General features: G+C 68.9%; 17 protein-coding genes and 1 pseudogene. 10 read left to right on the top strand and 8 right to left on the bottom strand.

Features of this window, described 5'->3' with window-relative positions; all coding sequences use genetic code 11:
- Positions 1-29 precede the first annotated feature (29 nt).
- From E2651_RS04295 to E2651_RS04270, 6 genes and pseudogenes are all read left to right on the top strand, one after another.
- Complete coding sequence (locus E2651_RS04295) at positions 30-1,418, top strand: hypothetical protein (protein ID WP_135329619.1); 1,389 nt, start codon at positions 30-32, stop codon at positions 1,416-1,418.
- Between the two features lie 214 nt (positions 1,419-1,632).
- Positions 1,633-2,475 carry a nitrilase-related carbon-nitrogen hydrolase gene (locus E2651_RS04290; protein ID WP_135329618.1) on the top strand — a complete coding sequence of 281 codons (843 nt, stop codon included), beginning with the start codon at positions 1,633-1,635 and terminating at the stop codon, positions 2,473-2,475.
- Entirely contained in the window at positions 2,472-3,755 is a 1,284-nt protein-coding gene (locus E2651_RS04285) for an aspartate aminotransferase family protein (protein WP_135329617.1), read from the top strand. The genes E2651_RS04290 and E2651_RS04285 overlap by 4 nt, the downstream gene beginning before the upstream one ends.
- Before the next feature lie 82 nt (positions 3,756-3,837).
- Positions 3,838-4,305: pseudogene (locus E2651_RS04280) on the top strand (amidohydrolase family protein); the annotation flags it as partial.
- A 178-nt stretch (positions 4,306-4,483) separates the two neighbouring features.
- Positions 4,484-5,875, top strand: a complete 1,392-nt coding sequence (gene hydA / locus E2651_RS04275; protein ID WP_135329616.1) for a dihydropyrimidinase — start codon at positions 4,484-4,486, stop codon at positions 5,873-5,875.
- A 32-nt stretch (positions 5,876-5,907) separates the two neighbouring features.
- A complete protein-coding gene (locus E2651_RS04270) occupies positions 5,908-6,933 on the top strand; it encodes a TIGR03842 family LLM class F420-dependent oxidoreductase (protein ID WP_135329615.1) in 1,026 nt (341 codons plus the stop codon).
- Here E2651_RS04270 and E2651_RS04265 read toward each other — a convergent pair.
- The 3 genes from E2651_RS04265 to E2651_RS04255 form a co-directional block, all read right to left on the bottom strand.
- Entirely contained in the window at positions 6,908-7,894 is a 987-nt protein-coding gene (locus E2651_RS04265) for an SGNH/GDSL hydrolase family protein (RefSeq protein WP_135329614.1), read from the bottom strand. The two genes, E2651_RS04270 and E2651_RS04265, sit on opposite strands and share 26 nt — an antisense overlap.
- A gap of 36 nt (positions 7,895-7,930) precedes the next feature.
- Complete coding sequence (locus tag E2651_RS04260) at positions 7,931-9,979, bottom strand: neutral/alkaline ceramidase (RefSeq protein WP_209446063.1); 2,049 nt, start codon at positions 9,977-9,979, stop codon at positions 7,931-7,933.
- A 152-nt stretch (positions 9,980-10,131) separates the two neighbouring features.
- Entirely contained in the window at positions 10,132-11,079 is a 948-nt protein-coding gene (locus tag E2651_RS04255; RefSeq protein WP_245238566.1) for a LysR substrate-binding domain-containing protein, read from the bottom strand.
- A 216-nt stretch (positions 11,080-11,295) separates the two neighbouring features.
- Between E2651_RS04255 and E2651_RS04250 the strand changes: the two genes are divergently transcribed.
- Together E2651_RS04250 and E2651_RS04245 are read left to right on the top strand one after the other, a co-directional pair.
- Positions 11,296-11,982, top strand: a complete 687-nt coding sequence (locus E2651_RS04250) for a response regulator transcription factor (RefSeq protein WP_245238565.1) — start codon at positions 11,296-11,298, stop codon at positions 11,980-11,982.
- Positions 11,979-13,115: a histidine kinase gene (locus tag E2651_RS04245; protein WP_135329611.1), complete on the top strand. Its 1,137-nt coding sequence runs from the start codon at positions 11,979-11,981 to the stop codon at positions 13,113-13,115. The genes E2651_RS04250 and E2651_RS04245 overlap by 4 nt, the downstream gene beginning before the upstream one ends.
- A gap of 63 nt (positions 13,116-13,178) precedes the next feature.
- On the opposite strand, the gene E2651_RS04240 is transcribed toward E2651_RS04245, so the two are convergent.
- Entirely contained in the window at positions 13,179-14,600 is a 1,422-nt protein-coding gene (locus E2651_RS04240) for a S28 family serine protease (RefSeq protein WP_135329610.1), read from the bottom strand.
- Positions 14,601-14,658: 58 nt separating this feature from the next.
- Positions 14,659-16,254, bottom strand: coding sequence for an alpha/beta hydrolase (locus tag E2651_RS04235; protein WP_135329656.1), 1,596 nt, complete (start codon positions 16,252-16,254; stop codon positions 14,659-14,661).
- Positions 16,255-16,544: 290 nt separating this feature from the next.
- Between E2651_RS04235 and E2651_RS04230 the strand changes: the two genes are divergently transcribed.
- Together E2651_RS04230 and E2651_RS04225 are read left to right on the top strand one after the other, a co-directional pair.
- The gene (locus E2651_RS04230) at positions 16,545-17,132 is read left to right on the top strand and encodes a hypothetical protein (RefSeq protein WP_135329609.1); all 588 of its coding nucleotides are present in this window, start codon (positions 16,545-16,547) and stop codon (positions 17,130-17,132) included.
- A gap of 92 nt (positions 17,133-17,224) precedes the next feature.
- On the top strand, positions 17,225-18,022 hold the full coding sequence (locus tag E2651_RS04225) for an SAM-dependent methyltransferase (RefSeq protein ID WP_135329608.1): 798 nt from the start codon (positions 17,225-17,227) through the stop codon (positions 18,020-18,022).
- 155 nt (positions 18,023-18,177) lie between these two features.
- On the opposite strand, the gene E2651_RS04220 is transcribed toward E2651_RS04225, so the two are convergent.
- The 3 genes from E2651_RS04220 to E2651_RS04210 form a co-directional block, all read right to left on the bottom strand.
- Positions 18,178-18,378, bottom strand: a complete 201-nt coding sequence (locus E2651_RS04220; protein ID WP_135329607.1) for a hypothetical protein — start codon at positions 18,376-18,378, stop codon at positions 18,178-18,180.
- Between the two features lie 77 nt (positions 18,379-18,455).
- The gene (locus E2651_RS04215; RefSeq protein WP_135329606.1) at positions 18,456-20,591 is read right to left on the bottom strand and encodes a P-loop NTPase fold protein; all 2,136 of its coding nucleotides are present in this window, start codon (positions 20,589-20,591) and stop codon (positions 18,456-18,458) included.
- 15 nt (positions 20,592-20,606) lie between these two features.
- On the bottom strand, positions 20,607-22,133 hold the full coding sequence (locus E2651_RS04210) for an NCS1 family nucleobase:cation symporter-1 (protein ID WP_135329655.1): 1,527 nt from the start codon (positions 22,131-22,133) through the stop codon (positions 20,607-20,609).
- Positions 22,134-22,183 lie beyond the last annotated feature (50 nt).

The following is a 22,183-nucleotide window of genomic DNA, read 5'->3' as shown; positions in this document are numbered from 1 at the left end:
CCAGTCTCCATGGGGCGGTGCTGGCTCGGATGGCAGTAGGACAACTCCCGGATCATGTACGGGAGTTCGCGAGATACCTGCGGGATCTCCTGACGCGGCTCGACTCCGGCGCCGGGTGGTGCGGCGTGTTCTGGTCGCGCGACCCGGACGGCATGCAGGCCTGCCTCGACGGCGCGGAGGTGCCGCCCTGGGACGTCATGGAGGCGCTGCTGCACGACCTGGCCGCGGGGTACGGCGAGCGGGCCGCCGAGCAGGAGACGCAGCGGGCGCGCACCCTGCACGCCGCCTCGCTCGCGGCGTACGACGCGCGGCCCGGTGGCCGTCAGCTCCTCGGTGAGCGCCTCGACATGATGCTCACCGAGCAGCGGTACGCGGTGGAACGGCAGGCGGAGCTGGGGCGTTCGCTCGCCGTCGCGGCGACGCCCGACGAGGTGGAACGGCTCAACCGGGACCTCGCCTGGGTGCGGGACGACCATGAGCGGGCCACGGCGCGCTGTGCCGAACTCCGGGAACGTATCGAGCGGTTGGAGCGGGCGGACCGCCCTCAGTGGGTCGACCTGGGCACTCCGGATGCCGGGGTCTCTTCGTACGGTGTGGGTGTTCCGGCCGAGGAGTACGCGGAGTCCTCGGAGTACGCCCCCGAGCAGCCCCGCGTTCCCGAGCAGGCCGCCGTCCCGCGCCGCCGACCGCGCGGCGCCCGTTTCGCCGGATTCGACGGATTCGACGAGGACGTGGCCGACCCCGTCGTCGTACCCGAGACGGCCGAGCCGCAGTCCGCCGGGCGTACTCCGCGCGGCGCACGGTACGCGCACGCCGACGACGGGCCCCGCGAACCGGCCCCCGGTGACGTCGACAGCGACACCGGCAGTGTCTTCATCGGCCCGGATCGCGACGCCGACCGGGCCACCGCCGACGCCGTCGCCGCACTCGTCCGGCTCCGCGGCGAAGGCCGCAGCGGCGAGGCGCACGGCGTGCTCGTCGAGGCGGCGGGCTGGCCGGCGGCCCGCCTGCCCGCGTTCGCCGGCGAGCTGCACCGCGCGGGCCTCGGCGCCGACTGGTCGACGCTGCTCTGGGAGGCCGCCTCGCTGCCGCCCGACCGGCTCGTCGCCCTTGCCGACGCACTCGCCGGGTCGGGCCGCGCCGACGACTGCCGCAAGCTGCTGCGGCAGGGCGTCGCACGGCCCGCGCCGGAGATCGCAGAGGCGGTCCTCGCGCTGATCGACGCGGGCCGCGAGCGCGAGGCCCGTGCGCTGCTCGACGCCTATCTCCGCGTCCGCACCGCCGAGGACGCGGCCGGCTGCGCGCACACCGATCCCCACCGCCTCATACCGCTGCTCCTGAAGGCGGCCCAGGGCGTGTCGGACGAACACCACTGGGACCTCGTGCACGCCCTGCGCGTGGCCGGATTCAGCGCCTGACGCCGCCTGACGCCGACTGACGCCGCGCGCGTCGTGATCGCCGGGTGATCGCTTCTCGCCCGCTCGGGTGCGAAACATGATCGACTCCGCCGGTTAACGGCGATGGTCTTGCCCAGCAGGTCGGCGAGGCTTACGTTCTCCTATCTACGCATCAAGTCTACGGGCGTAGAAGCTCTCTGACGTCCCATCACGGACATGCGAAGGAGCAGCTCTCATGGCCACTGTCGTACGCGCCGCACTCGTCCAGGCGACCTGGACCGGCGACACCGAATCCATGATCGCCAAGCATGAGGAGCACGCCCGCGAGGCGGCCCGCCAGGGTGCGAAGATCATCGGCTTCCAGGAAGTCTTCAACGCCCCCTATTTCTGCCAGGTCCAGGAGGCCGAGCACTACCGCTGGGCCGAGCCCGTGCCGGACGGCCCCACCGTGACGCGCATGCGGGCGCTCGCCCGCGAGACCGGCATGGTCATCGTCGTACCGGTCTTCGAGGTCGAACAGTCCGGCTTCTACTTCAACACCGCCGCCGTGATCGACTCCGACGGCTCGTACCTCGGCAAATACCGCAAGCACCACATCCCCCAGGTCAAGGGCTTCTGGGAGAAGTACTACTTCAAGCCGGGGAACGCGGGCTGGCCCGTCTTCGACACCGCGGTCGGCAAGGTCGGCGTCTACATCTGCTACGACCGGCACTTCCCCGAGGGCTGGCGCCAGCTCGGCCTGAACGGCGCGCAGATCGTCTACAACCCCTCCGCCACATCCCGCGGCCTCTCCGCCTACCTCTGGCAGCTCGAGCAGCCCGCGGCCGCCGTCGCCAACGAGTACTTCATCGCCGCGATCAACCGCGTGGGCGTCGAGGAGTACGGCGACAACGACTTCTACGGCACCTCGTACTTCGTCGACCCGCGCGGCCAGTTCGTGGGCGAGACCGCGAGCGACAAGGCCGAGGAACTCGTCGTCAGGGACCTGGACTTGGGCCTGATCGAGGAAGTACGCCAACAGTGGGCGTTCTACCGCGACCGCCGTCCCGACGCGTACGAAGGGCTGGTCCAGCCGTGAGGGATCTGTACAGCCGCCACAAGTCCGTCCTGCCCCAGTGGCTCGCGCTCTACTACGCCGAGCCGCTGGAGATCACCCACGGCGAGGGCCGCCACGTCTGGGACGCGGACGGACGCAAGTACCTCGACTTCTTCGGCGGCATCCTCACCACCATGACCGCACACGCGCTGCCCGAGGTCACCAAGGCGGTGAGCGAGCAGGCAGGCCGGATCATCCACTCCTCGACGCTCTATCTCAACCGGCCGATGATCGACCTCGCCGAGCGCGTCGCGGGCCTCTCCGGCATCCCCGACGCCCGCGTCTTCTTCACCACTTCAGGGACCGAGGCCACCGACACGGCCCTGCTCCTGGCCACCGCGCACCGCCGCTCGAACCAGATCCTGGCGATGCGCAACAGCTACCACGGCCGCTCCTTCACTGCCGTCGGCATCACCGGCAACAGCGGCTGGTCGCCCACCAGCCTCTCGCCGCTCCAGACGCTGTACGTCCATGGGGGCGTCCGCGGCCGCGGCCCGTACGCCGAGCTGACCGACACCGAGTTCACCGAGGCCTGCGTCGCCGACCTGCGGGACATGCTCGGGCAGGCGCGCGGGGGAGTGGCGGCGCTGATCGCCGAGCCGATCCAGGGGGTCGGCGGCTTCACCTCACCCCCGGACGGCCTCTTCGCAGCCTTCCGCGAGGTCCTGCGCGAGCACGGCATCCTGTGGATCTCGGACGAGGTGCAGACCGGCTGGGGCCGAACCGGTGACCACTTCTGGGGCTGGCAGGCACACGCGGCGAGCGGCCCGCCCGACATGCTCACCTTCGCCAAGGGCATCGGCAACGGCATGTCGATCGGCGGCGTCGTAGCGAGCGCCGACGTCATGAACTCCCTTGACTCCAACTCCATTTCGACCTTCGGCGGCTCCCCGGTCACGATGGCGGCGGGCAACGCCAACCTCACGTACCTCCTGGAACACGACCTCCAGGGCAACGCCCGGCGCGTCGGCGGCCTCCTCATCGAGCGGCTGCGCGCCATCTGCGCCCAGATTCCCGTCGTACGCGAAGTGCGGGGCCGCGGCCTGATGATCGGCATCGAACTGGTCGACCCCACGACGGGCGAGGCGAATCCGCAGGCGGCGACCGCCGCGCTCGAAGCGGCACGCGCGGGCGGCCTCCTGATCGGCAAGGGCGGCGGCCACGACACGAGCGTGCTGCGCATCGCGCCGCCACTGACGCTGACGGTGGCGGAGGCGGAGGAGGGGGCGGCGATCCTGGAACGAGCCCTGAGGGAGGCGTAGTCCACGCACACCACGTCGCTTCCCACCCCGCTGTGCCCGCACGCACATACGTACGCCCAAGCCTGAAAGGGAGCGCCCCACCATGACTACCCGCACCCTGATCCGCGGCGGTCTCGTCATCACCGCCGCCGAGGAGACCCACGCCGATGTGCTGATCGAGGACGGCAGGATCGCCGCGCTCGCCGCGCACGGCACGGACGCGGCCGACGCGTGGACCGCGGACCGCGTGATCGACGCGACCGGCAAGTACGTGATCCCGGGCGGCGTCGACGCGCACACCCACATGGAGCTGCCGTTCGGCGGCACGTTCGCCTCGGACTCCTTCGAGACGGGCACGCGGGCGGCAGCCTGGGGCGGCACCACCACCATCATCGGCTTCGCGGTGCAGTCGGTGGGGCAGTCGCTGCGGGCCGGCCTGGACGCCTGGTACGCGAAGGCGGACGGGAAGTGCGCCATCGACTACGGCTTCCACATGATCCTCTCCGATGTGAACGACCGATCGCTGAAGGAGATGGACTTTCTCGTTGAGGAAGGGATCAGCTCGTTCAAGAATCACGTTGGCGAAGGTGACCGGGGATTTTCTAACGGCGGGCGTACCTCTTCCGGCGGCTGAGCAAGGCGGCCCGGCGGGCGCGGCGATGCCGCCGCCGGCACACACCACCCCCAGAGACTCCAACTCCACGACCAGACCGGGACCGCGATGAGCCCGGCGCAGGGAGGCGCGAAGGATGACCCGCACTCTGATCACCGGTGGCCTTGTCATCACGGCCGCGGAAGAGATTCACGCCGATGTGTTGATCGAGGATGGCCGCATCGCGGCGCTGGCGACCACGGGCTCGCAGGAATGGACTGCGGACCGCGTCATCGACGCTTCCCATAAGTACGTGATTCCGGGGGGTGTCGACGCTCATACGCATATGGAGTTGCCGTTCGGCGGCACGTTCGCCTCCGACTCGTTTGAGACGGGTACGCGGGCGGCTGCCTGGGGCGGCACGACGACGATCGTGGACTTCGCGGTGCAGTCGGTGGGGCAGTCGCTACGCGCGGGCCTGGACGCCTGGTACGCGAAGGCCGACGGGAAGTGCGCCATCGACTACGGCTTCCACATGATTCTCTCCGACGTGAACGAGCGATCGCTGAAGGAGATGGATCTTCTGGTCGAGGAAGGAATCAGCTCGTTCAAGCTGTTCACTGCCTATCCGGGGGTGTTTTACAGCGACGACGGGCAGATTCTGCGGGCGATGCAGAAGGCCGCTGTCAATGGCGGGCTGATCATGATGCATGCGGAGAACGGCATCGCGATCGATGTGCTGGTGCAGCAGGCGCTGGCGCGCGGTGAGACGGATCCCCGGTATCACGGTGAGGTGCGCAAGGCGCTGCTGGAGGCGGAGGCGACGCACCGGGTGATCAAGCTGGCCCAGGTGGCGGGTGCGCCGGTGTATGTGGTGCACGTCTCGGCGCGGGAGGCGTTGGCCGAGATCGCCAGGGCCCGGGATGAGGGACTTCCGGTGTTCGGCGAGACGTGCCCGCAGTACCTCTTCCTGTCGACGGACAATCTGGCGGAGCCGGATTTCGAGGGCTCGAAGTACGTCTGTTCAACTCCCCTGCGTCCTAAGGACCATCAAGAGGCGTTGTGGCGGGGCCTGCGCACGAACGACCTTCAGGTGGTGTCGACGGACCACTGTCCGTTCTGTTTCGTGGGCCAGAAGGAGCTGGGCCGCGGCGACTTCTCGAAGATCCCGAACGGGTTGCCGGGTGTCGAGAACCGCATGGATCTTCTTCATCAGGCGGTGGTGGACGGTCGCATCACGCGCCGCCGCTGGATCGAGATCGCCTGCGCGAGCCCGGCGCGGATGTTCGGCCTGTACGGCAAGAAGGGCACGATCGCGCCGGGCGCGGACGCGGACGTCGTCGTTTACGACCCGGCGGCGGAGCAGGTCATGTCGGTCGAGACCCATCACATGAACGTGGACTACTCGGCGTACGAGGGAAAACGGGTCACGGGGCAGGTGGAGACGGTGCTGTCGCGGGGCGAAGTGGTCATTGACGAGCGGAAGTTCACGGGGCGGGCCGGGCACGGCTGTTATGTCCCGCGCGGTACGACGCAGTACCTCGGCTAATCCAGTACCTCGGCTAGGAGAGGCGACGCATCATGGATTTCGGACTCGTCTTGCAGACCGACCCGCCGGCCTCGCAGGTCATCAGCCTGATGAAGCGCGCGGAGCGCAATGGCTTCGACTACGGCTGGACCTTCGACTCGGCGGTGCTGTGGCAGGAGCCCTTCGTCATCTACAGCCAGATCCTGGCGAACACCGAGCGGCTGATCGTGGGCCCGATGGTCACCAACCCGGGGACGCGGACGTGGGAGGTGACGGCGTCGACGTTCGCGACCTTGAATGACATGTACGGCAACCGCACGGTGTGCGGCATCGGGCGTGGTGACTCCGCGATGCGGGTGGCGGGCCGCAAGCCCAACACCCTGGCGCGGATCAGCGAGGCCATGAAGGTGATCCGGACGCTGGCCTCGGGAGGGGAGGCGGATCTGGGCGGCGGCACGGTCGTCCGCTTCCCCTGGATCAAGCCGGATGCGCGACTCCCGGTCTGGATGGCGGCGTACGGTCCCAAGGCGTTGAAGATGGCGGGGGAGGAGGCCGACGGCTTCATCCTCCAGCTCGCCGACCCCTACCTGACGAAGACAATGATCAAGGCGGTGCGTGACGCGGCCGCGGCGGCGGGCCGTGACCCGGCATCGGTGACGATCTGCGTGGCGGCGCCCGCGTATCTGACGGAGGACGACTCGCCGGAGGCGCTTGCGCACGCGCGTGAGCAGTGCCGCTGGTTCGGCGGGATGGTCGGCAACCATGTGGCGGACCTGGTGTCCAAGTACGGCGAACACTCGGACCTGGTCCCCGAGGCCCTGACCGACTACATCAAGGCCCGCGAGGGCTACGACTACTCCCACCACGGGCGGGCCGACAATCCCGACACGGCCTTCGTGCCGGACGACATCGTGGACCGCTTCTGCGTGATCGGGACGGTTGAGCAACATGTGGCGAAAATGCGGCAGTTGAAGGAACTGGGTGTCGATCAGTTCGCGGTGTACGCGATGCATGACGCGCGGGAAGACGTGATCGATGGGTATGGGGCGACGGTCATTCCCGCTTTGAGCCGTGAGTAAAAAGGTTCGTGTACGTGGGTGCGTCCGCGGCGGCGGCGATGGTGGGAACGGCTTGGCGCATGCCCTCCGCGTTGGGGTGGAAGGGGGCGAAGCCGTTGTTGATGACGGAGGGGAACAAGCCCTCGATCCACTTGGTGGAGGCGGACTGGCAGGCGTCATGGCCGATGCTGGGCGTGCGCAGGTCCACGTAGGTGGCGCCGTGCAGGGCCGCCTGCTCGGCCATCCGGCGGTTCAGCCTGTCCATGTTCGCCTGGACGTAGTCGGCATCCTCGCCCAGGAGTGGGACGTAGGGGTGGCAGCCGCCCGGCTTGAATCCGGTGGGGTATCCGACCATCAGGATGCGTGCTCGGGGGGCGCGTTCGTGGATCTTCTCGATGACCGTGCCGTAGGTGGAGGCGAAGGTGTCGATCTTCTGCGCGTATTGGTCGACGCCGCCCTCGGTGAACTTGTCCTTGCAGGGCGCGCCACTGGACAGGAAGTTGGTACAGGCCTGTACGAGACCGACCAGGCCGATGTCGTTGCCGCCGATACCCACGGTGACGAGCGTGGTGTCCTTGCTGAGGGCGTCGTACTGGGGAGCGGCTGTGCCCGAGACATTGCCGGGCTGGGGGTTGGCGAAATTCTCCGTCTGGGCGCTGCTGCAGGTGACGTCCCGGAACCGGGTCGTGTCCACCTTGAGCCGCTCGGCCAGCAGCGCCGGGTAGTTGACGGAGGAACGGGCACATGTCAGCAGATCGCTCTGCGGTAGAATCAACGGCCCCGCGGAGAACGAGTCGCCCATGGCGACGTACTCCTGCGACTGCGACTGCGACTGCGACTGCGGCTCGGTGGCCTTGTTGTGGTCCTTGCCCTTGTCCTTGTTCGGTGTCGCGGCCTCGGCGTTTCCGGTGAGGCCGGTCAGGGCCACCGCCGCGGCGAGTGCGGAAGCCGCGGCGGCGAGCCGGCGTCTGTGCTGAAACATGTCTGCCTTCCCAGTTGAATGTTGAGAAACGTGAGATCAGTCCACCGTGAACTGGCGTGACCTCCCTCTGAAAGCGGAAATCGCCCCGGTCAGCCCGTTCTTGGAGTCGCCGAAGTGCGCGATCCGGTAGGTGCCCGACGGTGTGCCGGCCGCGATGTCCCAGGTGATGGTTGCCGTGGACTCACCCGTCACCGCGTTGGTGCGCTTCCAGCGGTACTTCGTCTGCCAGTCGCCGTCGTCGAGGTAACGCGTCCAGGTGCCGTCCCGCAGTCGCTGCACTTCGAGGAACGTGCCGCCGACACGAAGGTTGTTCTTCGGGTGTCCGGTGACGAAGACCACCGTCGCGGTCTGCCCCGTGCGGTAGCTCGCCTCGACGTTCGTGAGTACCTGGCCGAAGTCGCGCGTGAGGCCGGGGGTGTCAAGCACCACGCCCGGCTGCAGGTTCAGTTCGCCGAGGGCCGGCTTCGGCGGCCGCGGGCCGGGCGGGAGAGCGGTGCCCGTGCGCAGCGCCGAGGCCAGCTTCGCGAATTCTTGTTGATAGGCGGGCGTGGTGTACCGGCCGAAGAGCGTGGACGCTCCCTCGTAGTGCTGGGCTTCGTACTCCTCGGGTGTGGCGACGTACTGGCTGTAGCCATTGGTGTAGCCCTGCATCAGCACGTTCTGCAGCGGCACACCGAGCTCCTGCGCGACGGAGCGGCGAATGCGCAGCCCGGCCACGATGGTGTACTCCGCCGGACCGCCTACGAGGTACAGCTGGCCGATCTTGAGGAGCTGAAGGGGGAGCACATTCGGCGTTGCCCCGAGCAACCCGCCGGGGACGGCGGACGTCTTGGGCGACTGCTCATCGGCGAGCCACTGCGGGACCGCGTCGTTGATCCGGTCGACCAGCGGAGCCAGCGGGGACGGCGTGCCCTCGAAAAGACCTGGAATGCCCGGCCCGTCCTCCGTGCTGCCCGCCAGCATGGACAGGCCGATGACCCCGGAGCTGGTGTGGTGCTTCCTGCCGTCCGGGGTGTACCGGCCGTCGACCTGGACCTGTGACATGTCGACGTAACGCATCAGGGAATCGATGCTGCCGCTGATCGTGGTGCCGGCACCGTCATAGATCTTCTTGGCGGCGGCGAACTGCCGGGCCCCGATGATCCGCGTGTTCTCGAATTCGTCCTCGGTCGGTCCTGACCCCGGCTTCAGGTTCAGGTTCGGTGACATGTCCCCGGAGTTCGTCTGCGGGAAGGCGGCCACGAATCCGGGGGAGTGGTCGAGGTAGCGCACGCCCTTGGCGTCGTGCTCCCACGCGTACGCGGCATAGCCCTTGTTGTCGCCGCTGATCAGCGTGTTGCTGTTGGTCATCGATGTGGGGTGGGTGGGAAACCAGCTGATCGCGCCCACGTCGGCGCTGCCCTGCCTGAAGCGCAGCACGGTCATCGCGGGGTCGATGCCGTGTGGGAAGGGGTCCTTGTCCGACTGGGGGTTCCGGTCGAAGGCGGCACGTGAGCGGTTGACGCTCGCGTTCGTCAGCTCACCGCGGCCGAGGGTGATCGTGCCGGGTCTGAGGTCGGCGTGCGCGGCAGTGATCGCTGCGACGATGCCGGACACCACGACGTCGAAGTTCTGTCGCTGGAACCCGAGCATCGACAGGTTGTAGGCGAGGTCGTGGCTGCATCCGCCGGGTCCGGCGTGCGTGTGGGTCGCGCTGAGCGACACGTTCTGCTCGGTGTAGGTCGTGCCGAACGACTCGGACAGCTCGGCCAGTACGGCCCGGCACACGGCCACCGGCAGGATGCCCTGATCGGCGCTGCACCAGGCGACGCGGTTGCCGCCGGCCGGGTCGACGATCACGAACGCCCGCGCACGCAGCCGCTGGTGGATACCGGCGGTCTGCTGCTGGGGCATCGAGTAGCCCATCATGCCGCTCTCGGCGGCGGCTCCGGTGATGTCGGAGATACCTCGGCCGACGAGGTAGGGGGCTGATGCCGGAGCTGCGGCGGCAGCGGTTCGTCCGCTGCCGAGCGCCAGCGCACCCCCGGCCGCGGCCATCAGCTGCAGGCCCCGCCTGCGGGTGAACTCATGTGTTCCCATAGCCATCGCCTTCACGGTGTCGGGCCTGGGGGCAAGCCGGCCGATGGCGACTTGTGTGGATCAGCCAATGCGCTGCCCTCCATTGGGCTCCTGCGGTCCGTGGTCGCAAACCGTAGGGAGTGGAGGGCACCGGGTGAAACAACTGTTTGGGAAGCGGTCTACAAGGGTTGGTTGTGAGTGGCCGGGAACGGCTGCTCAATGGCGCCGACCACTGCCGTCTCGCGGGCCCTGACCTCCCGCGTCACCTCCAGGAACCGCTCCACCGGCGGGGCGAGGTGTCCTCGCCGCCAGGCCACCGCGAGCGTGGAGCCGGAAACACCGTCAATCGGGATGTATCGAACACCTCTGTGCGGCGTGTAGCGCGCCGCGCCGGCGACGGTGACGGCGCAGGCCCGGCCGGCCGCGACCAGCTCCATTTCCTCGGTGTGGGAGCTGGTCAGTGTGACCACGCGCGCCGCTTCCCCGTCGCGATGGGCGTCCAGCGTCCAGAGACGCCGCCAGGACGCATCCTCCGTACGGCCGACCACGAGGGGCTCGCCGGTCATCTCGGCGACCGGGATGCTCGAACGCCCGGCCCACCGGTGGCCACTGGGCAGCGCGGCGACCAAGGGCTCCACGAACAGGGGCTCGGACTCGATGTCCGGCGCGGAGATCGGCAAGCGTACGAAGGCGACCTCTGACGAGCCGTCGGCAAGACCGGCGGAAGGGTCGGCGAAGCCGTACTCCCGCATGTCCAGGCGGATGCGGGGGTGGCGACGCCCGAACTCGGCCAGGATCGGCGATGTCAACTCCAGCGCGGCGCCGATCACAAAGCCCAGCTTCACCGTCCCACTCTCGCCGCGGTTCGCGGCGAGAGCCGCCTCCACTCCCGCGTCGAGCTCTGCCAGCGACCGGCGGGCAGCGGCCAGCAGGACTTCGCCGGCCGGGGTGAGCTCCACGCTGCGTGTGGTGCGGCGCAGCAGCCGGACGCCGATGTCGTCCTCGAGTTCCCGGATCTGCTTGCTCAATGCCTGCTGGGTGACGAAGAGACGGCCGGCGGCACGGCTGAAGTGCAGGTCCTCGGCCACGGCGACGAAGTACCGCAGTTTCCGGCTGGATACATCCACAACCAGGGAGTGTAAGTGAGCGTCCATTTTGCTGTTTCTCGGCTGCCCTTATGGAAATGGCGAATCGGGATGCGGAATGTTCAGCTGCGCCGCGAAAAGTGCTCCATCAGACATTTCCCGGACTCGCCCATATCCATAGGATGTGTCCGCTACGTGAATACGCCGGCCTCCGGCCCAGGCAGCCGTCGAGTCCGACCCAAGCCGAAGGAACGTCTCGTGTCCCCCACCACGAAACTTGACCCCGCCATACGGCTGCTTATTGTCGACGACGAGATCCTCCTCCGTTCCGGGCTCGCCCTGATACTCGGCAGCGTGAACGACATCGACGTCGTGGCCACGTGTGAGGGCACACTGGCGGCAGAGGCCGTCCAACAGCACCGGCCGGACGTCGTACTCCTCGACATCCGGATGCCGGACGTCGACGGGCTCACCGTCCTGCGCCGGATACGGGCGTTGCCCGACCCTCCCCATGTGGCGATGCTGACGACGTTCGATACGGATGAGTACCTCTCCGAGGCGCTCGCGCTGGGCGCCGGCGGGTTTCTGCTCAAGGACACCGAGCCAGGGGCGCTCATCCGCTCCGTACGTGTGCTCGCGACCGGCGCGGGCTGCATGTCCTCGTCCGTGATGAAACGTCTGGGCGGTCGGCCGCGGAGGGCTGCGGCGCGCTCGGCGGCTCAGGCGGTGGCCGAGCTGTCCGGGCGGGAACAGCAGGTGCTCGCCTACCTGGGGCAGGGTCTTTCGAACGGGGAGATCGGTGCCCGGATGTGCTTCTCCGTGGCCACGGCGAAGGACGACGTCAGTGCCGTCCTCGCGAAACTGGGCGTCAGCAACCGGGTGCAGGCGGCCGTCCTCGCCGAGCGGGCCGGCCTGCTGGCGGACCTGGGCGAGAGGGCCTGGTGAAGGCGGCCGAGCGGCTGCTGCACCGCGGCGTGCCGGCGGACGTGTGCGTGGCGGTGTTGGGCGTACTCGACGTCTGGCTACGCATGCCGATTCCGCACGTGTGGCAGACAGCCGTGTCGTTCGGGGCGGCCGGTGCGCTGATGCTGCGGCGTCGTCTGCCGCGCCTGACGCTGCTGCTCTGCCTGCCTGGCCTGTACGCGGGCGCCGCCCTGCTCGCGGCCTTCGTGGCGCTGGGGACCCTGGCGCATCGGCGCTGCCTGGACTGGCAGGTCAAGCTCGCGGTTGCCGCCGTGGTCGTCGGCAGCTTCGTGCCGTGGCCGCTCGCATCCCTCGTCGAACGGACAGCCGGAGAGCAGAGCCAGGCCCTCTTGTACGCGCTGCTCCTTGGCATCGCTCCGGCCGTGATCGGTCTACTGGTCCAGACCCGGCGTGACCTGTCGGACCGGGTCGCGGAACTGGCCACAGTGCGTGAGCACGAGCGGGAGCTGCACGCCCGCACGATCCTGGCCCGCGAACATGCCCGGCTCGCACGCGAGATGCACGACGTGGTCTCCCACCAGGCGGGGCTGATGGCCGTTCAGGCCGGAGCGCTGGAGGTCACGGCCCGCGACCCGGAGGTGCGGGAGGCGGCGGGCACTCTGCGCAGGCTGGCGACCGGCACGCTGGAGGAGCTGCGCGGCATGATCCTGGTCCTGCGTGCGGCCGGAGGCGGGCCGGGCGATGTGTGGCCGCAGCCCAGGCTGGCCGATCTGCCGGATCTGATCGCGCGGGGTGGTGTGGAGGCGGAGCTGCGGATGAAGGGCGCATCAGGCGCCGGGTGTCGCGACCTGCCTGAGGCGGTCGAGCGCACCGTCTACCGGACCGTGCAGGAAGGGCTCACCAACGTGCGCAAACACGCCCCTGGCGCGGCGACGACAGTGACGGTGGAGATCGGCGCCGACATGCTGCAGGTCCACATACACAACGGGCCCCCGAGCCGCCGGATTCCGAAGCCCGACCTTCCGGGCGGTGGCCACGGAATCGTGGGGCTACGGGAGCGCGCCGCGCTGCTCGGTGGCCGGTTGACCGCCGAACCCACGTCCGACGGGGGGTTCGCCGTGCGTGCCGAGGTGCCGCTGGAACTGCCCGGCTGACCGGCCGGACGGACCGAGCCGCCCCTCCGGCCGCCCCCGCCGGAGGGGCGGCCGGTGCAGCGGTCAGAGGCGCGGCGCGAGCCGCGGGCCGTGCGTGTCGAGCTTCGCGTCGTATCCGGCCAGGGGCGCCGGGGCGCCGTGCTCACCCTGATTCTCGTCAGCCACGCCCGCCCACTTCAGCAGCGACTTCGTCGCCGCGGCCCGGTCGTCAGGGGCGAGGGTGGAGATCTGTGCCCCGTGGTTCTGCCCGGGAGCGACGTAGACGTGGGAGTCCTTGCTGCCCTCGCCGACCCGGAACGGTTCCGCACGCCACGGGTCGTTCTGGCCGTTGACGAAGAGCATCCGGGAGGACTTGGTGCGGACCCATCGGTCGATGTCCCGCATGGCCTTCCCGCCGTCGTACTTCATGGGGATGTCGCGCGGAACGTAGGTGCGGGGGACGTTGATTCCCTCGTACCGGCGTACGTCGTCCAGGAGCGGCTCCTCGTAGTCGGGAGAGCCCATCTGCGTGCCGGCCTGGTAGTAGTACGGAACGTACGTGCGCATCCCTTGGTCGGTGCTGGACTTCCAGTCGCCGATCTTGCCGACCCAGTCGTAGAGGGTGTCGGTGGAGGCGTCGGGGGCGGGCACGGCGTCGCACTCGGACTCTGGCTGGTACTGCCAGAAGCCCCACACCGCGTCCTGCGCGGTGAGCTCGAACGCCTTGTCCGCGCTGCCCGTGAGACGGAAGGTGTAGTGCTTCTGGTCCGCCCACGTCTTCAGGCGGGCGACCATCTCCGGGCGCCGCTCGAAGATCTCGTGCTGGGCGGCGTTGAGTCTGTCCCGGCACTCCTTGGTTCCGACGTTCTTGAAGAAGTCGTAGTAGGCGGAGTCGTCGTCGTTGTCCACGTCGTTGGGTGCGACGTAGGAGACAGTGCCGTCCATGTCGTGGGGGTGGAAACGGCGATAGTACGCGGCCGTCGAGCCCCCCTTGCTGGCGCCCGTCGAGATCCACTTCTGATCGTAGATCCGGTGCAGGGCGCTGAAGACCCGGTGCTGGTCGTCCGCCGCCTGCCGGATGTTCAGCTTGGACCAGTCCGCCGGCCTGGGACGGGAGGGGGTGAAGAAGCGGTACTCCATGGAGACCTGGTTGCCGTCCACCATCCGCGTCGGCTCGCTGCGGGACGGCTTCCCGCTCAGGTTGTAGCCCGAGGTCTCGAAGACCGTGGGCCTGTCGTCGCCCTTGTGCAGCACCGATATGCGCTGCTGGAAGGTGCCCTTGTCGGGGTGCTGATGGTCGATGGGCTGTTCGTAGTTCAGGAGGAAGAAGCGATAGCCGTCGACCGGCTTCTCCTGGATGAGGCTCATCCCGGGTATCGCGAGAATGCGGTCCTTGATACCGGTACCGGGCTCGGCCGCTGTGGCGGTTCCCGTGCCGGCCGCGCCGAGTGCGGCCGAGCCGGCGACGATCGCCAGGGGGAGCAGGCATCTGAGTGCGCGTCGCATGTGTCTCCGTGAGGTGAGGTGAGGGTGAGGGTGAGGGTGAGGTGGCGCGATCCGTCGGTCAGGACGTCTCGGGCTCCGGCGCCTCGTGCGCGGCGCAGGTCACGTCCTTCTTGCCGGTCTCGCCCTTCAGGAGATAGGCGTCGACACGCTCGTTGACGCAGGCGTTCCGCAGGCCGGTGACACCGTGGTTGCCCGCGTCCTTCTCGGTGATGAGCCGGGAGCCGTGCAGCCGCTTGTGCAGCTCGACCGCACCGGCGTAAGGCGTGGCGGCGTCACGTTCGGACTGGACGACGAGGGTGGCGGGCAGTGCCTTGCCGGGGTGCACGTCGACGGGCTCCCGCTGCTTGAGCGGCCAGGTGGCACAGGGGAGGTTCATCCAGGTGTTGGACCAGGTGAGGAACGGGTTCTTGGGGTGCAGCCGCGTGCTGTCACGGTCCCAAGTGCGCCAGTCCGTGGGCCAGTTGGCGTCGTTGCACTGGACGGCGGTGTAGACGGCGTTGCCGTTCTCGTCCTCCTTGTTCTTCGCGGTGTTCGACATGTCCGGACCCGCGGCCTTGAGCAGGGGCTTCTCGTCGCCCTTGAGATAGGCGGACCAGACGGCCGCGACAGGGGCCCACGCGCCGTCGGAGTAGCTGGCCTTCTGGAAGAGGCCGAGCAGCTCGGCCGGGCCGACCACGCCGCCGACGGGGTCCTTCTTCGCCTTCGCGCGCAGTTCGTCCCACTGGCGTTGGACCTCGGCGCGGGTGGCGCCGATGCCGTACACGTCGTCGTGCTCGGCCACCCACTTCGTCCAGTCGGTCCAGCGGCCCTGGAAGGCGACGTCCTGGTCGAGGTTGGCCTGGTACCAGATCTTCTCGGTGGCGGGGTTGACCACACTGTCGAAGACCATGCGCCGTACGTGGGAGGGGAACAGTTCGGCGTACACGGCCCCGAGGTAGGTGCCGTAGGAGACGCCGAGATAGTTGAGCTTCGCATCGCCCAGGGCAGCGCGGATGACGTCGAGGTCACGCGCGGTGTTCGGGGTGTTCATGTGCGGCAGCAGGTCACCGCCGCTGCGTTCCTTGCACCCCTGGGCGTACTCGGCGGCGAGCTTACGGTGAGCCCGCTTGTCGGCCTCGTCGGCGGGGACGGGGTCCGGCTTCGGCGCCTTGGCGAACTCTTGCGGGTCGGCGCAGGAGATCGGCGCGGAGTGACCGACACCGCGAGGGTCGAATCCGACGTAGTCGTAGGCCTTCGCCGGCTTGGCCTGGACCGGGTCCTTCTCCGTGACGTACTTCGGGAAGTCCAGGCCGGAACCGCCGGGCCCACCGGGGTTGTAGATGAGCGAGCCCTGTCGCTCGTCCTTGCTCCCGGTGCTGCGGGCCCGGTCGACCGCGAGGTCGATGGTGCGTCCGTCGGGACGGGCGTAGTCGACGGGAACGGTCACGTAGCCGCACTGGATCGGCTTGGCGAGGCCCCAGCTCTCGGGGCAGTCCTTCCAGTCGACGCCCTTCTTCGCGGCGCGGGCGGCGGCGACGGCGACGCCGTGGGCCGCCGTCGACCGGTCGTTGCCGGCCGGGGCATCGCCCTCTGATGTGCCGGCCGCGGCGGATGGAGCCGTCGTGACCGCGGCTATGAGCGCGGCAGAGGCAAAGGTGCCCGCGGCGGCGAGCATGGCGTGACGTCTGATCAAGGTGATCTCCGAGAGCGTCGAGGTGCCGGCGATGCCGGCGGCAGTAACGGTCTCGGGGATCGTCGGACGATCGACGCGGACGGGAACAGTCCTTGACGTCGATTCCAGCCGACCGGCGGGACTTTCCCGACACTTGGCTGGTAAGAGGCCTCTGACCGGCGGTGTCGTGCACGGCGATGCCCGCAGTGCAGTGCCGCGCAGACGGATGAGGCACGGGAGTCCCTGGCGCGGCTGACGCCGCGTCAGGGGGAGGACGAGGCGCGCTGCGGCAGTTGTTCGCGCCCGCGCCGCTTCCCGTCGTGTGGTCGGACTGCCCCACGTTTCCGCTGGCTGTCGTCGTGCTGGGGGTCGGGCCTGCGTCGTTGCGTGCGGACCGCGCGATCAGCATCGCGGGAGCGGGTACGAGCGTCGTCCTCGTGGCGCTCTCGGACGGCGGTGCCGCCGGAGCTTTCGACGCTCTTCAAGGTGGTGAGGTCGGCCGGGTGCCGTTCCATGCCGTGGTGCTGACGTACTGCCCGTTCGGCCTCATGTATTCGGGCATGGTCGGCCTGCTGCTCGGCGGGCTGCCGTTCGCCTGGCCCCCCTACACACTCGCGCGCTGTCTGCTCGCGACGCGCGGACAACTGCCGTGGCGGCAGTGGGAGTTCCTCGCCGACGCCCGCCAACTGGGCATCCTGCGACAGGTGAGTCCGGTCTACCGGTTCCGCCATGCGAAGCTGCAAGAACACCTCGCGTCAGCGCGTCACCTTCCGCGGCAGCGGCAGCGGCAGCGGCAGCGGCAGCGGCAGCGACCGCGTTCGCGTTCGCGTCCGGCGGGCGATCCCCCTCCCGTCCGATGGTCACCAAGAAGACGGAGGTGAGGTGCGGGTGACCACGGCAGTTGATGTGGGAGTCTGTCGTCGGCGCGGCCTCGCGGGCAAGGGGCCGTGGCAGTCGTCGAGAGGAACGCAGCGTGAGACAGGACGGTTTGGGCGCCGAGACGATAGACACCAGCAGGCCGCACCCCGCACGGATCTACGACTACCTGCTGGGCGGCAAGGACAACTACGCGGTGGACCAGCGGGCCGCCGCCGAACTCGCCGCCGCCGCACCCGAGGTGCGGATCGGCGTGCGGGCGAACCGGGCCTTCCTGCAGCGCGCCGTCCGTTACGTCGTCAGCAGTGGTGTCCGCCAGATCCTCGACGTCGGCACCGGGTTGCCCACATCGCCGAACGTGCACGAGACCGCCCAGGAGGTGGCCTCGGACGTGCGTGTCGCGTACGTCGACAATGATCCGATCGTGAAGTCGCACGCCGACGCGCTGCTCAGCCGCTCCGGTGCGACCAGCATCGTGCTCGGTGATCTGCGCGATCCACGGGCCATCGTGGATCACCCCGACGTCCGCCGCGTCATCGACTTCGACGAGCCGGTCGCCCTGCTCCTCGTCGCCGTCCTCCACTTCCTCACCGACGCGGAGGAGCCCGATCAGGTCGTCGCCACCCTGCGCGACGCACTGCCGCCCGGCAGCTTCCTCGTGCTCTCGCACGCCACGGACGACTTCGCCGACCGCAGCGCGGCCCAAGCCGTCTACAGCAAGGCCACCGCCACGCTGAACCTGCGGTCCCGCGCCGAGGTCGAGCGGTTCTTCGCCGGCTTCGAACTGGTCGGGCCCGGCGTGGCCCAGGTCCCGTTCTGGCGCCCCGACACCCGGCCGCCGGAACGCTCCGGCGAGATCGGCTTCTACGGGGGCGTGGCCCGCAAGACCGACTGAACCGCCCTCTCCTGCCCGGGAGTTCTGGGCGAGGCCTGCGGGTGCACGGTGATCGGCACCGCCGCGCACACCGTTCCGGGAACGTACTGCATGCGAAGGGGCGCACCGACCATTCCGGTGCGCCCCTTCGGTCACCCACAGGTTCAACTCGGGCGTCAGGCCTGCCTGTCGTCCAGCTCCTGCTGCCGCATGGTGCGGTCATCGGTCATGCCGTGCTCCGCCTGCTGGCGCTGCCGCTCACCGCGCTGGCCTGCCTGTCCGGGCTCCTGCCGCTGACGCGGGTCCTGCTGGGCGGCGTCCTGCTGGGGACCGGCCGCCTGCTCACGTCGACGGGCAGATCGCTCTTGCTTACCCATGAGTGTCACTCCTCGTGAGTGTGGGGGATGGGTTCCCTCATCGTGGCATGTGCGGACACTTAGGGCATATCAGACGGCTACGCTGAGTGATCAGGCATCCTCCACGCCTCCCGGAACCGCTTCAGGGCGAGCCGTGTCGCGGCCGGGGACAGGGCGAGTTCGCGACGCGCCTCCGCCAGGCGTTGCAGGTCCCATTCCGTTCCGGCGTCCTTGACGTCCTCGAGCGTGGGGAAGTTCTCGCGGCCGAAGAAGTCGAGGAGGGTCAGCATGAAGTCGCCGTACGCCCCCAACTCGTCCCACTGGCGCCGGGTTTCGAGTGACGGGCCGGCGTCCGCCGCGGACGACGCGGAGGGTGTGGCCGTGTCGATCAGCCGCCGGACGGCGTCGCGCGCGAGTGACGTCCGCTCGTCCCCCGGCCGTTCCTGCAGGAGCAGGACGGCCAGGCGGGTCTCGTCCATGCGCTGCGCCCAGTCGGCCGGGTGGTCGGCCCTGGCCAGCAGGACCCGGAAGCCGGCAAGGGTCTCCCTGAGTTCGTCCCAGAGCAGGGCGTGGGCGACCTGGGGCAGCTGATTGCGGCCCGTGCCGGGGATCGTGACCATCCGGCGCGTGTAGCGGATCAGGTCCCGGGTGATTCCGCCGGAGAGGCAGTGCGCCAGAGCGATGAAGGGCGTGGTCAGGCCGGGGACCCGGTTCTGGAGAATGGCGTGTGATTCCTCCAGGGTCCGGGGCTCGATATGGACTACGTCGTCCAGGGAGCTGTCGATGATGTCCCGGACCGGGAGCCCCCGGCGGACGAAATCGGCGCCGACGTCCTCGGCGACGGAGATGAGGAAATAGACGTTCGGAATGCCGAAGACCGCTTTTATCTCGGCGAGCAGCGATCGGGCCTCTTCCGCGGTGCCGATGCGGTCGATCTCGTCGATGACGATGAAGACGCGGCCGTTGCCGGACTTGGCCATGCGTGTCAGCAGGTCCCGGAAGTGGACCACCAGCTCCGGGAAGGTGAGCGTGCGGGAGGAGAGGGTTGTGGTGCGGCCCGCGCCTACGGTTCCGGCGGAGAAGGGCGTCAGTCCCGTCGTGGTCGCCAGGCTTGTGCTCTGCGCGGTCCGCAGGAGATAGAGGTAGTTGACGCACTCCTTGAGCAGGGGTGACTTCTTAAGAAGTGGCGACTTCTTCTGCCACCTCGGCAGCGAGACCAGGATGCCGACGCCGAGCAGCGCGAGCGGTACGCGTGTCAGCCACGGGTGGTCGGTCCAGAGCTGCACGGCGGATGCCCAGACGTCATCCCACGTACGCGTCAGCCATCCGGAGACACCGCCGTCCAGTGACCGGTTCATCGCCCGTGCCGCCGGTGCCAGCGCGAGGGACAGCAGGGCCGCGGCGACCAGCAGTCGGCCCCAGAACGACACCGCGGCCCGGATCCGCAGCAGGATGTGCTTGCGCAGCTTGACGAGGAAGACGAACGAAGAATCCGGCGCCCGCCCGTGCATCGCGAGGAACTGCTCGCACACCCGCTGGAACAGCGACAGCAGGAATTCCTGCGGGACATAGGCGGAAGGGATTTCCACGGGGACGACCAGATTGCTGTCCCCGCGCCGCTTCTCCGCCAGATCCCTGAGGAGCGTCGACTTTCCCACGCCGCGCGGACCCGAGATCGCGATGGTCCCGCCGGCCATCAACTCCATCTTCGCGTCGAGGTTCTCCTGCTCGCGGTGCGGAACGACGTACCGCAGATCGTGCACCTCGACGAGTCCCAGGATGTCGGGAGTGACGAGCAGGGTGTTGTGGTCCTCCCCGATCAGGCGTCGCAGTACCGGCCCCACTTGAGCCGCGAGGGCGGCCGACAGGGACGTACGCCACTGGCGGCGTACGAAGGAGACCTGCCAGCGCAGCGTCACCAGCCAGATCAGCAGGAGGAGACGCCTGATCGACAGCCCTGTCCGTCCGTACGCCGCCACCGCGTGGTCGCGCTGCTCCACGGCGTCCTGGTATTCCTCGAACTCGCCGTATCCCGAGGCCAGTACCTCAGCGACGACATGCTCTCGGTGGAACTCCGCCGTGACGTGCCGCTCGTCCACGCCCGTCATGTGCTGCTGTGCCAGATAGCCCCTGAGCACGGTGTCCTCGGCGTGCAGGCGGTCGACGGCGTCCCGGTAGATCAGCTCGTCATCGAACCGGTTCCAGACCGCCTTCGCCGGCTCTGGGTCGTTCACCGTGCCTCCGCCGCGTCACTTGGGCCGTTGCGGCTCAGGGGCCCCGGTCGCCGCACCAGCCGTGACTGTACTCGTCAGGACGTAGACGCAGAGCGCCGCGAAGAGGCCTACCGCCCAGCCGTAGTCGGCCAGGGGCTTGAGGAAGGGGATGAGGCCGTCCGCGGGGAACGGGCCCTTTCCGGGGGCCGAGTGGGAGCCGCCCACCGCGAGGGTGCCGCCGAGCGTGAAGGCCAGCAGGGCCCGCCAGTTCCAGCCCGCCGTGTACCAGTAGCGGCCGTGCGGGCGGTACAGGTCGGCGAGGTCGAGGACCGTACGGCGGATGATCCAGTAGTCGGCGATCAGCACGCCCGCCACCGTGCCGAGGAGCCCGCCGACCACCCCGAGCCAGGTGAAGATGTACAGCTCGGGCGTCGCGGTCAGCTTCCACGGCATGACCAGGACGCCGATCACACCCGTGATGAGCGCCCCGGTACGGAAGTTGATGAGCTTCGGGGCGAGATGGGACAGGTCGTACGCGGGAGAGACGACGTTCGCCGCGATGTTCACCGAGACCGTCGCGACCAGGACCGTCACCAGCGCGAAGACCAGGCCGAATACGTTGTCCGTCTTCGCCGAGAGCTCCACCGGGTCCCAGATCGCCGCTCCGTAGACCGCCTGCGAACCGGAGGTGACGAGGACCGAGAGCAGCGCGAAGGCCGTCATCGTCGTCGGGAGGCCCAGGGACTGGCCCCAGACCTGGGCCCGCTGGCCCTTCCCGAAGCGGGTGAAGTCGGGGATGTTCAGGGACAGGGTGGCCCAGAAGCCGATCATTCCCATGAGGGAGGGGAAGAAGACCTTCCAGAAGTCCGTGCCCCAGCCCAGCTGTGACGGCTGGTCCAGGAGCGGACCGAAGCCGCCCGCCTTCGACGCCATCCACACGAGGAGCACCACCGCGCCGATGAGGACGAAGGGCGCCGCCCAGTTCTCGAAGCGGCGCAGAGCGTCCATTCCCCGGTAGATGACGGCCAGTTCGAAGGCCCAGAAGACCACGAAGCAGAGCCAGAGGGTCCAGGGATAGCCGCCCACTTCGGAGGCGTTCGCCCAGCCGCCGAAGATCTTGCCGAGGAGGAGGAAGATCCCCTGGCCGCCGATCCAGGTCTGGATGCCGAACCAGCAGCACGCCACCGCCGCCCGGATCAGCGCCGGGAGATTGGCGCCGCGCAGCCCGAAGGAGGCGCGCGCGAGGACGGGGAAGGGGATGCCGTACTTCGGTCCCGCGTGTCCCGTCAGGAGCATCGGGAGCAGCACGATCACATTGGCAAGCGCGATGACGAGCACCGCCTGCTTCCAGTCCATCCCGAGGGCCACGAGGCCGGAAGCCAGCGTCCAGGAAGGGATGTTGTGGGCCATGCCCACCCAGAGGGCCGTGTAGTTGTACACGCCCCAGGTCCGCCGCTCCATGGGGACCGGAAGCAGGTCCTCGTTCGTGAACCGGGGGTCGTCCAGGGTGACGCCGTCGGCGAGGGACACCCGGCCGTCGGAGTGGGAACGCTGGGTCGGGATCGTGGGCTCGGTCGCGGTGCGGTGAGCCGGGGAGGGAGCGGGGGGAGGGC

This window comes from Streptomyces sp. MZ04 (assembly GCF_004684775.1).
Classification (GTDB): domain Bacteria; phylum Actinomycetota; class Actinomycetes; order Streptomycetales; family Streptomycetaceae; genus Streptomyces.
Note: the sequence above shows the minus strand (reverse complement) of the source record. Positions and strands in the feature narration are given on the sequence as shown.

Coding starts and splice junctions, on each gene's coding strand:
- E2651_RS04295 (WP_135329619.1), top strand. CDS start 30: ATGGCAGTAGGACAACTCCCGGATCATGTACGGGAGTTCGCGAGATAC.
- hydA (WP_135329616.1), top strand. CDS start 4,484: ATGACCCGCACTCTGATCACCGGTGGCCTTGTCATCACGGCCGCGGAA.
- E2651_RS04220 (WP_135329607.1), bottom strand. CDS start 18,378: ATGGGTAAGCAAGAGCGATCTGCCCGTCGACGTGAGCAGGCGGCCGGT.
- E2651_RS04290 (WP_135329618.1), top strand. CDS start 1,633: ATGGCCACTGTCGTACGCGCCGCACTCGTCCAGGCGACCTGGACCGGC.
- E2651_RS04235 (WP_135329656.1), bottom strand. CDS start 16,254: ATGCTCGCCGCCGCGGGCACCTTTGCCTCTGCCGCGCTCATAGCCGCG.
- E2651_RS04240 (WP_135329610.1), bottom strand. CDS start 14,600: ATGCGACGCGCACTCAGATGCCTGCTCCCCCTGGCGATCGTCGCCGGC.
- E2651_RS04265 (WP_135329614.1), bottom strand. CDS start 7,894: ATGTTTCAGCACAGACGCCGGCTCGCCGCCGCGGCTTCCGCACTCGCC.
- E2651_RS04270 (WP_135329615.1), top strand. CDS start 5,908: ATGGATTTCGGACTCGTCTTGCAGACCGACCCGCCGGCCTCGCAGGTC.
- E2651_RS04260 (WP_209446063.1), bottom strand. CDS start 9,979: ATGGCTATGGGAACACATGAGTTCACCCGCAGGCGGGGCCTGCAGCTG.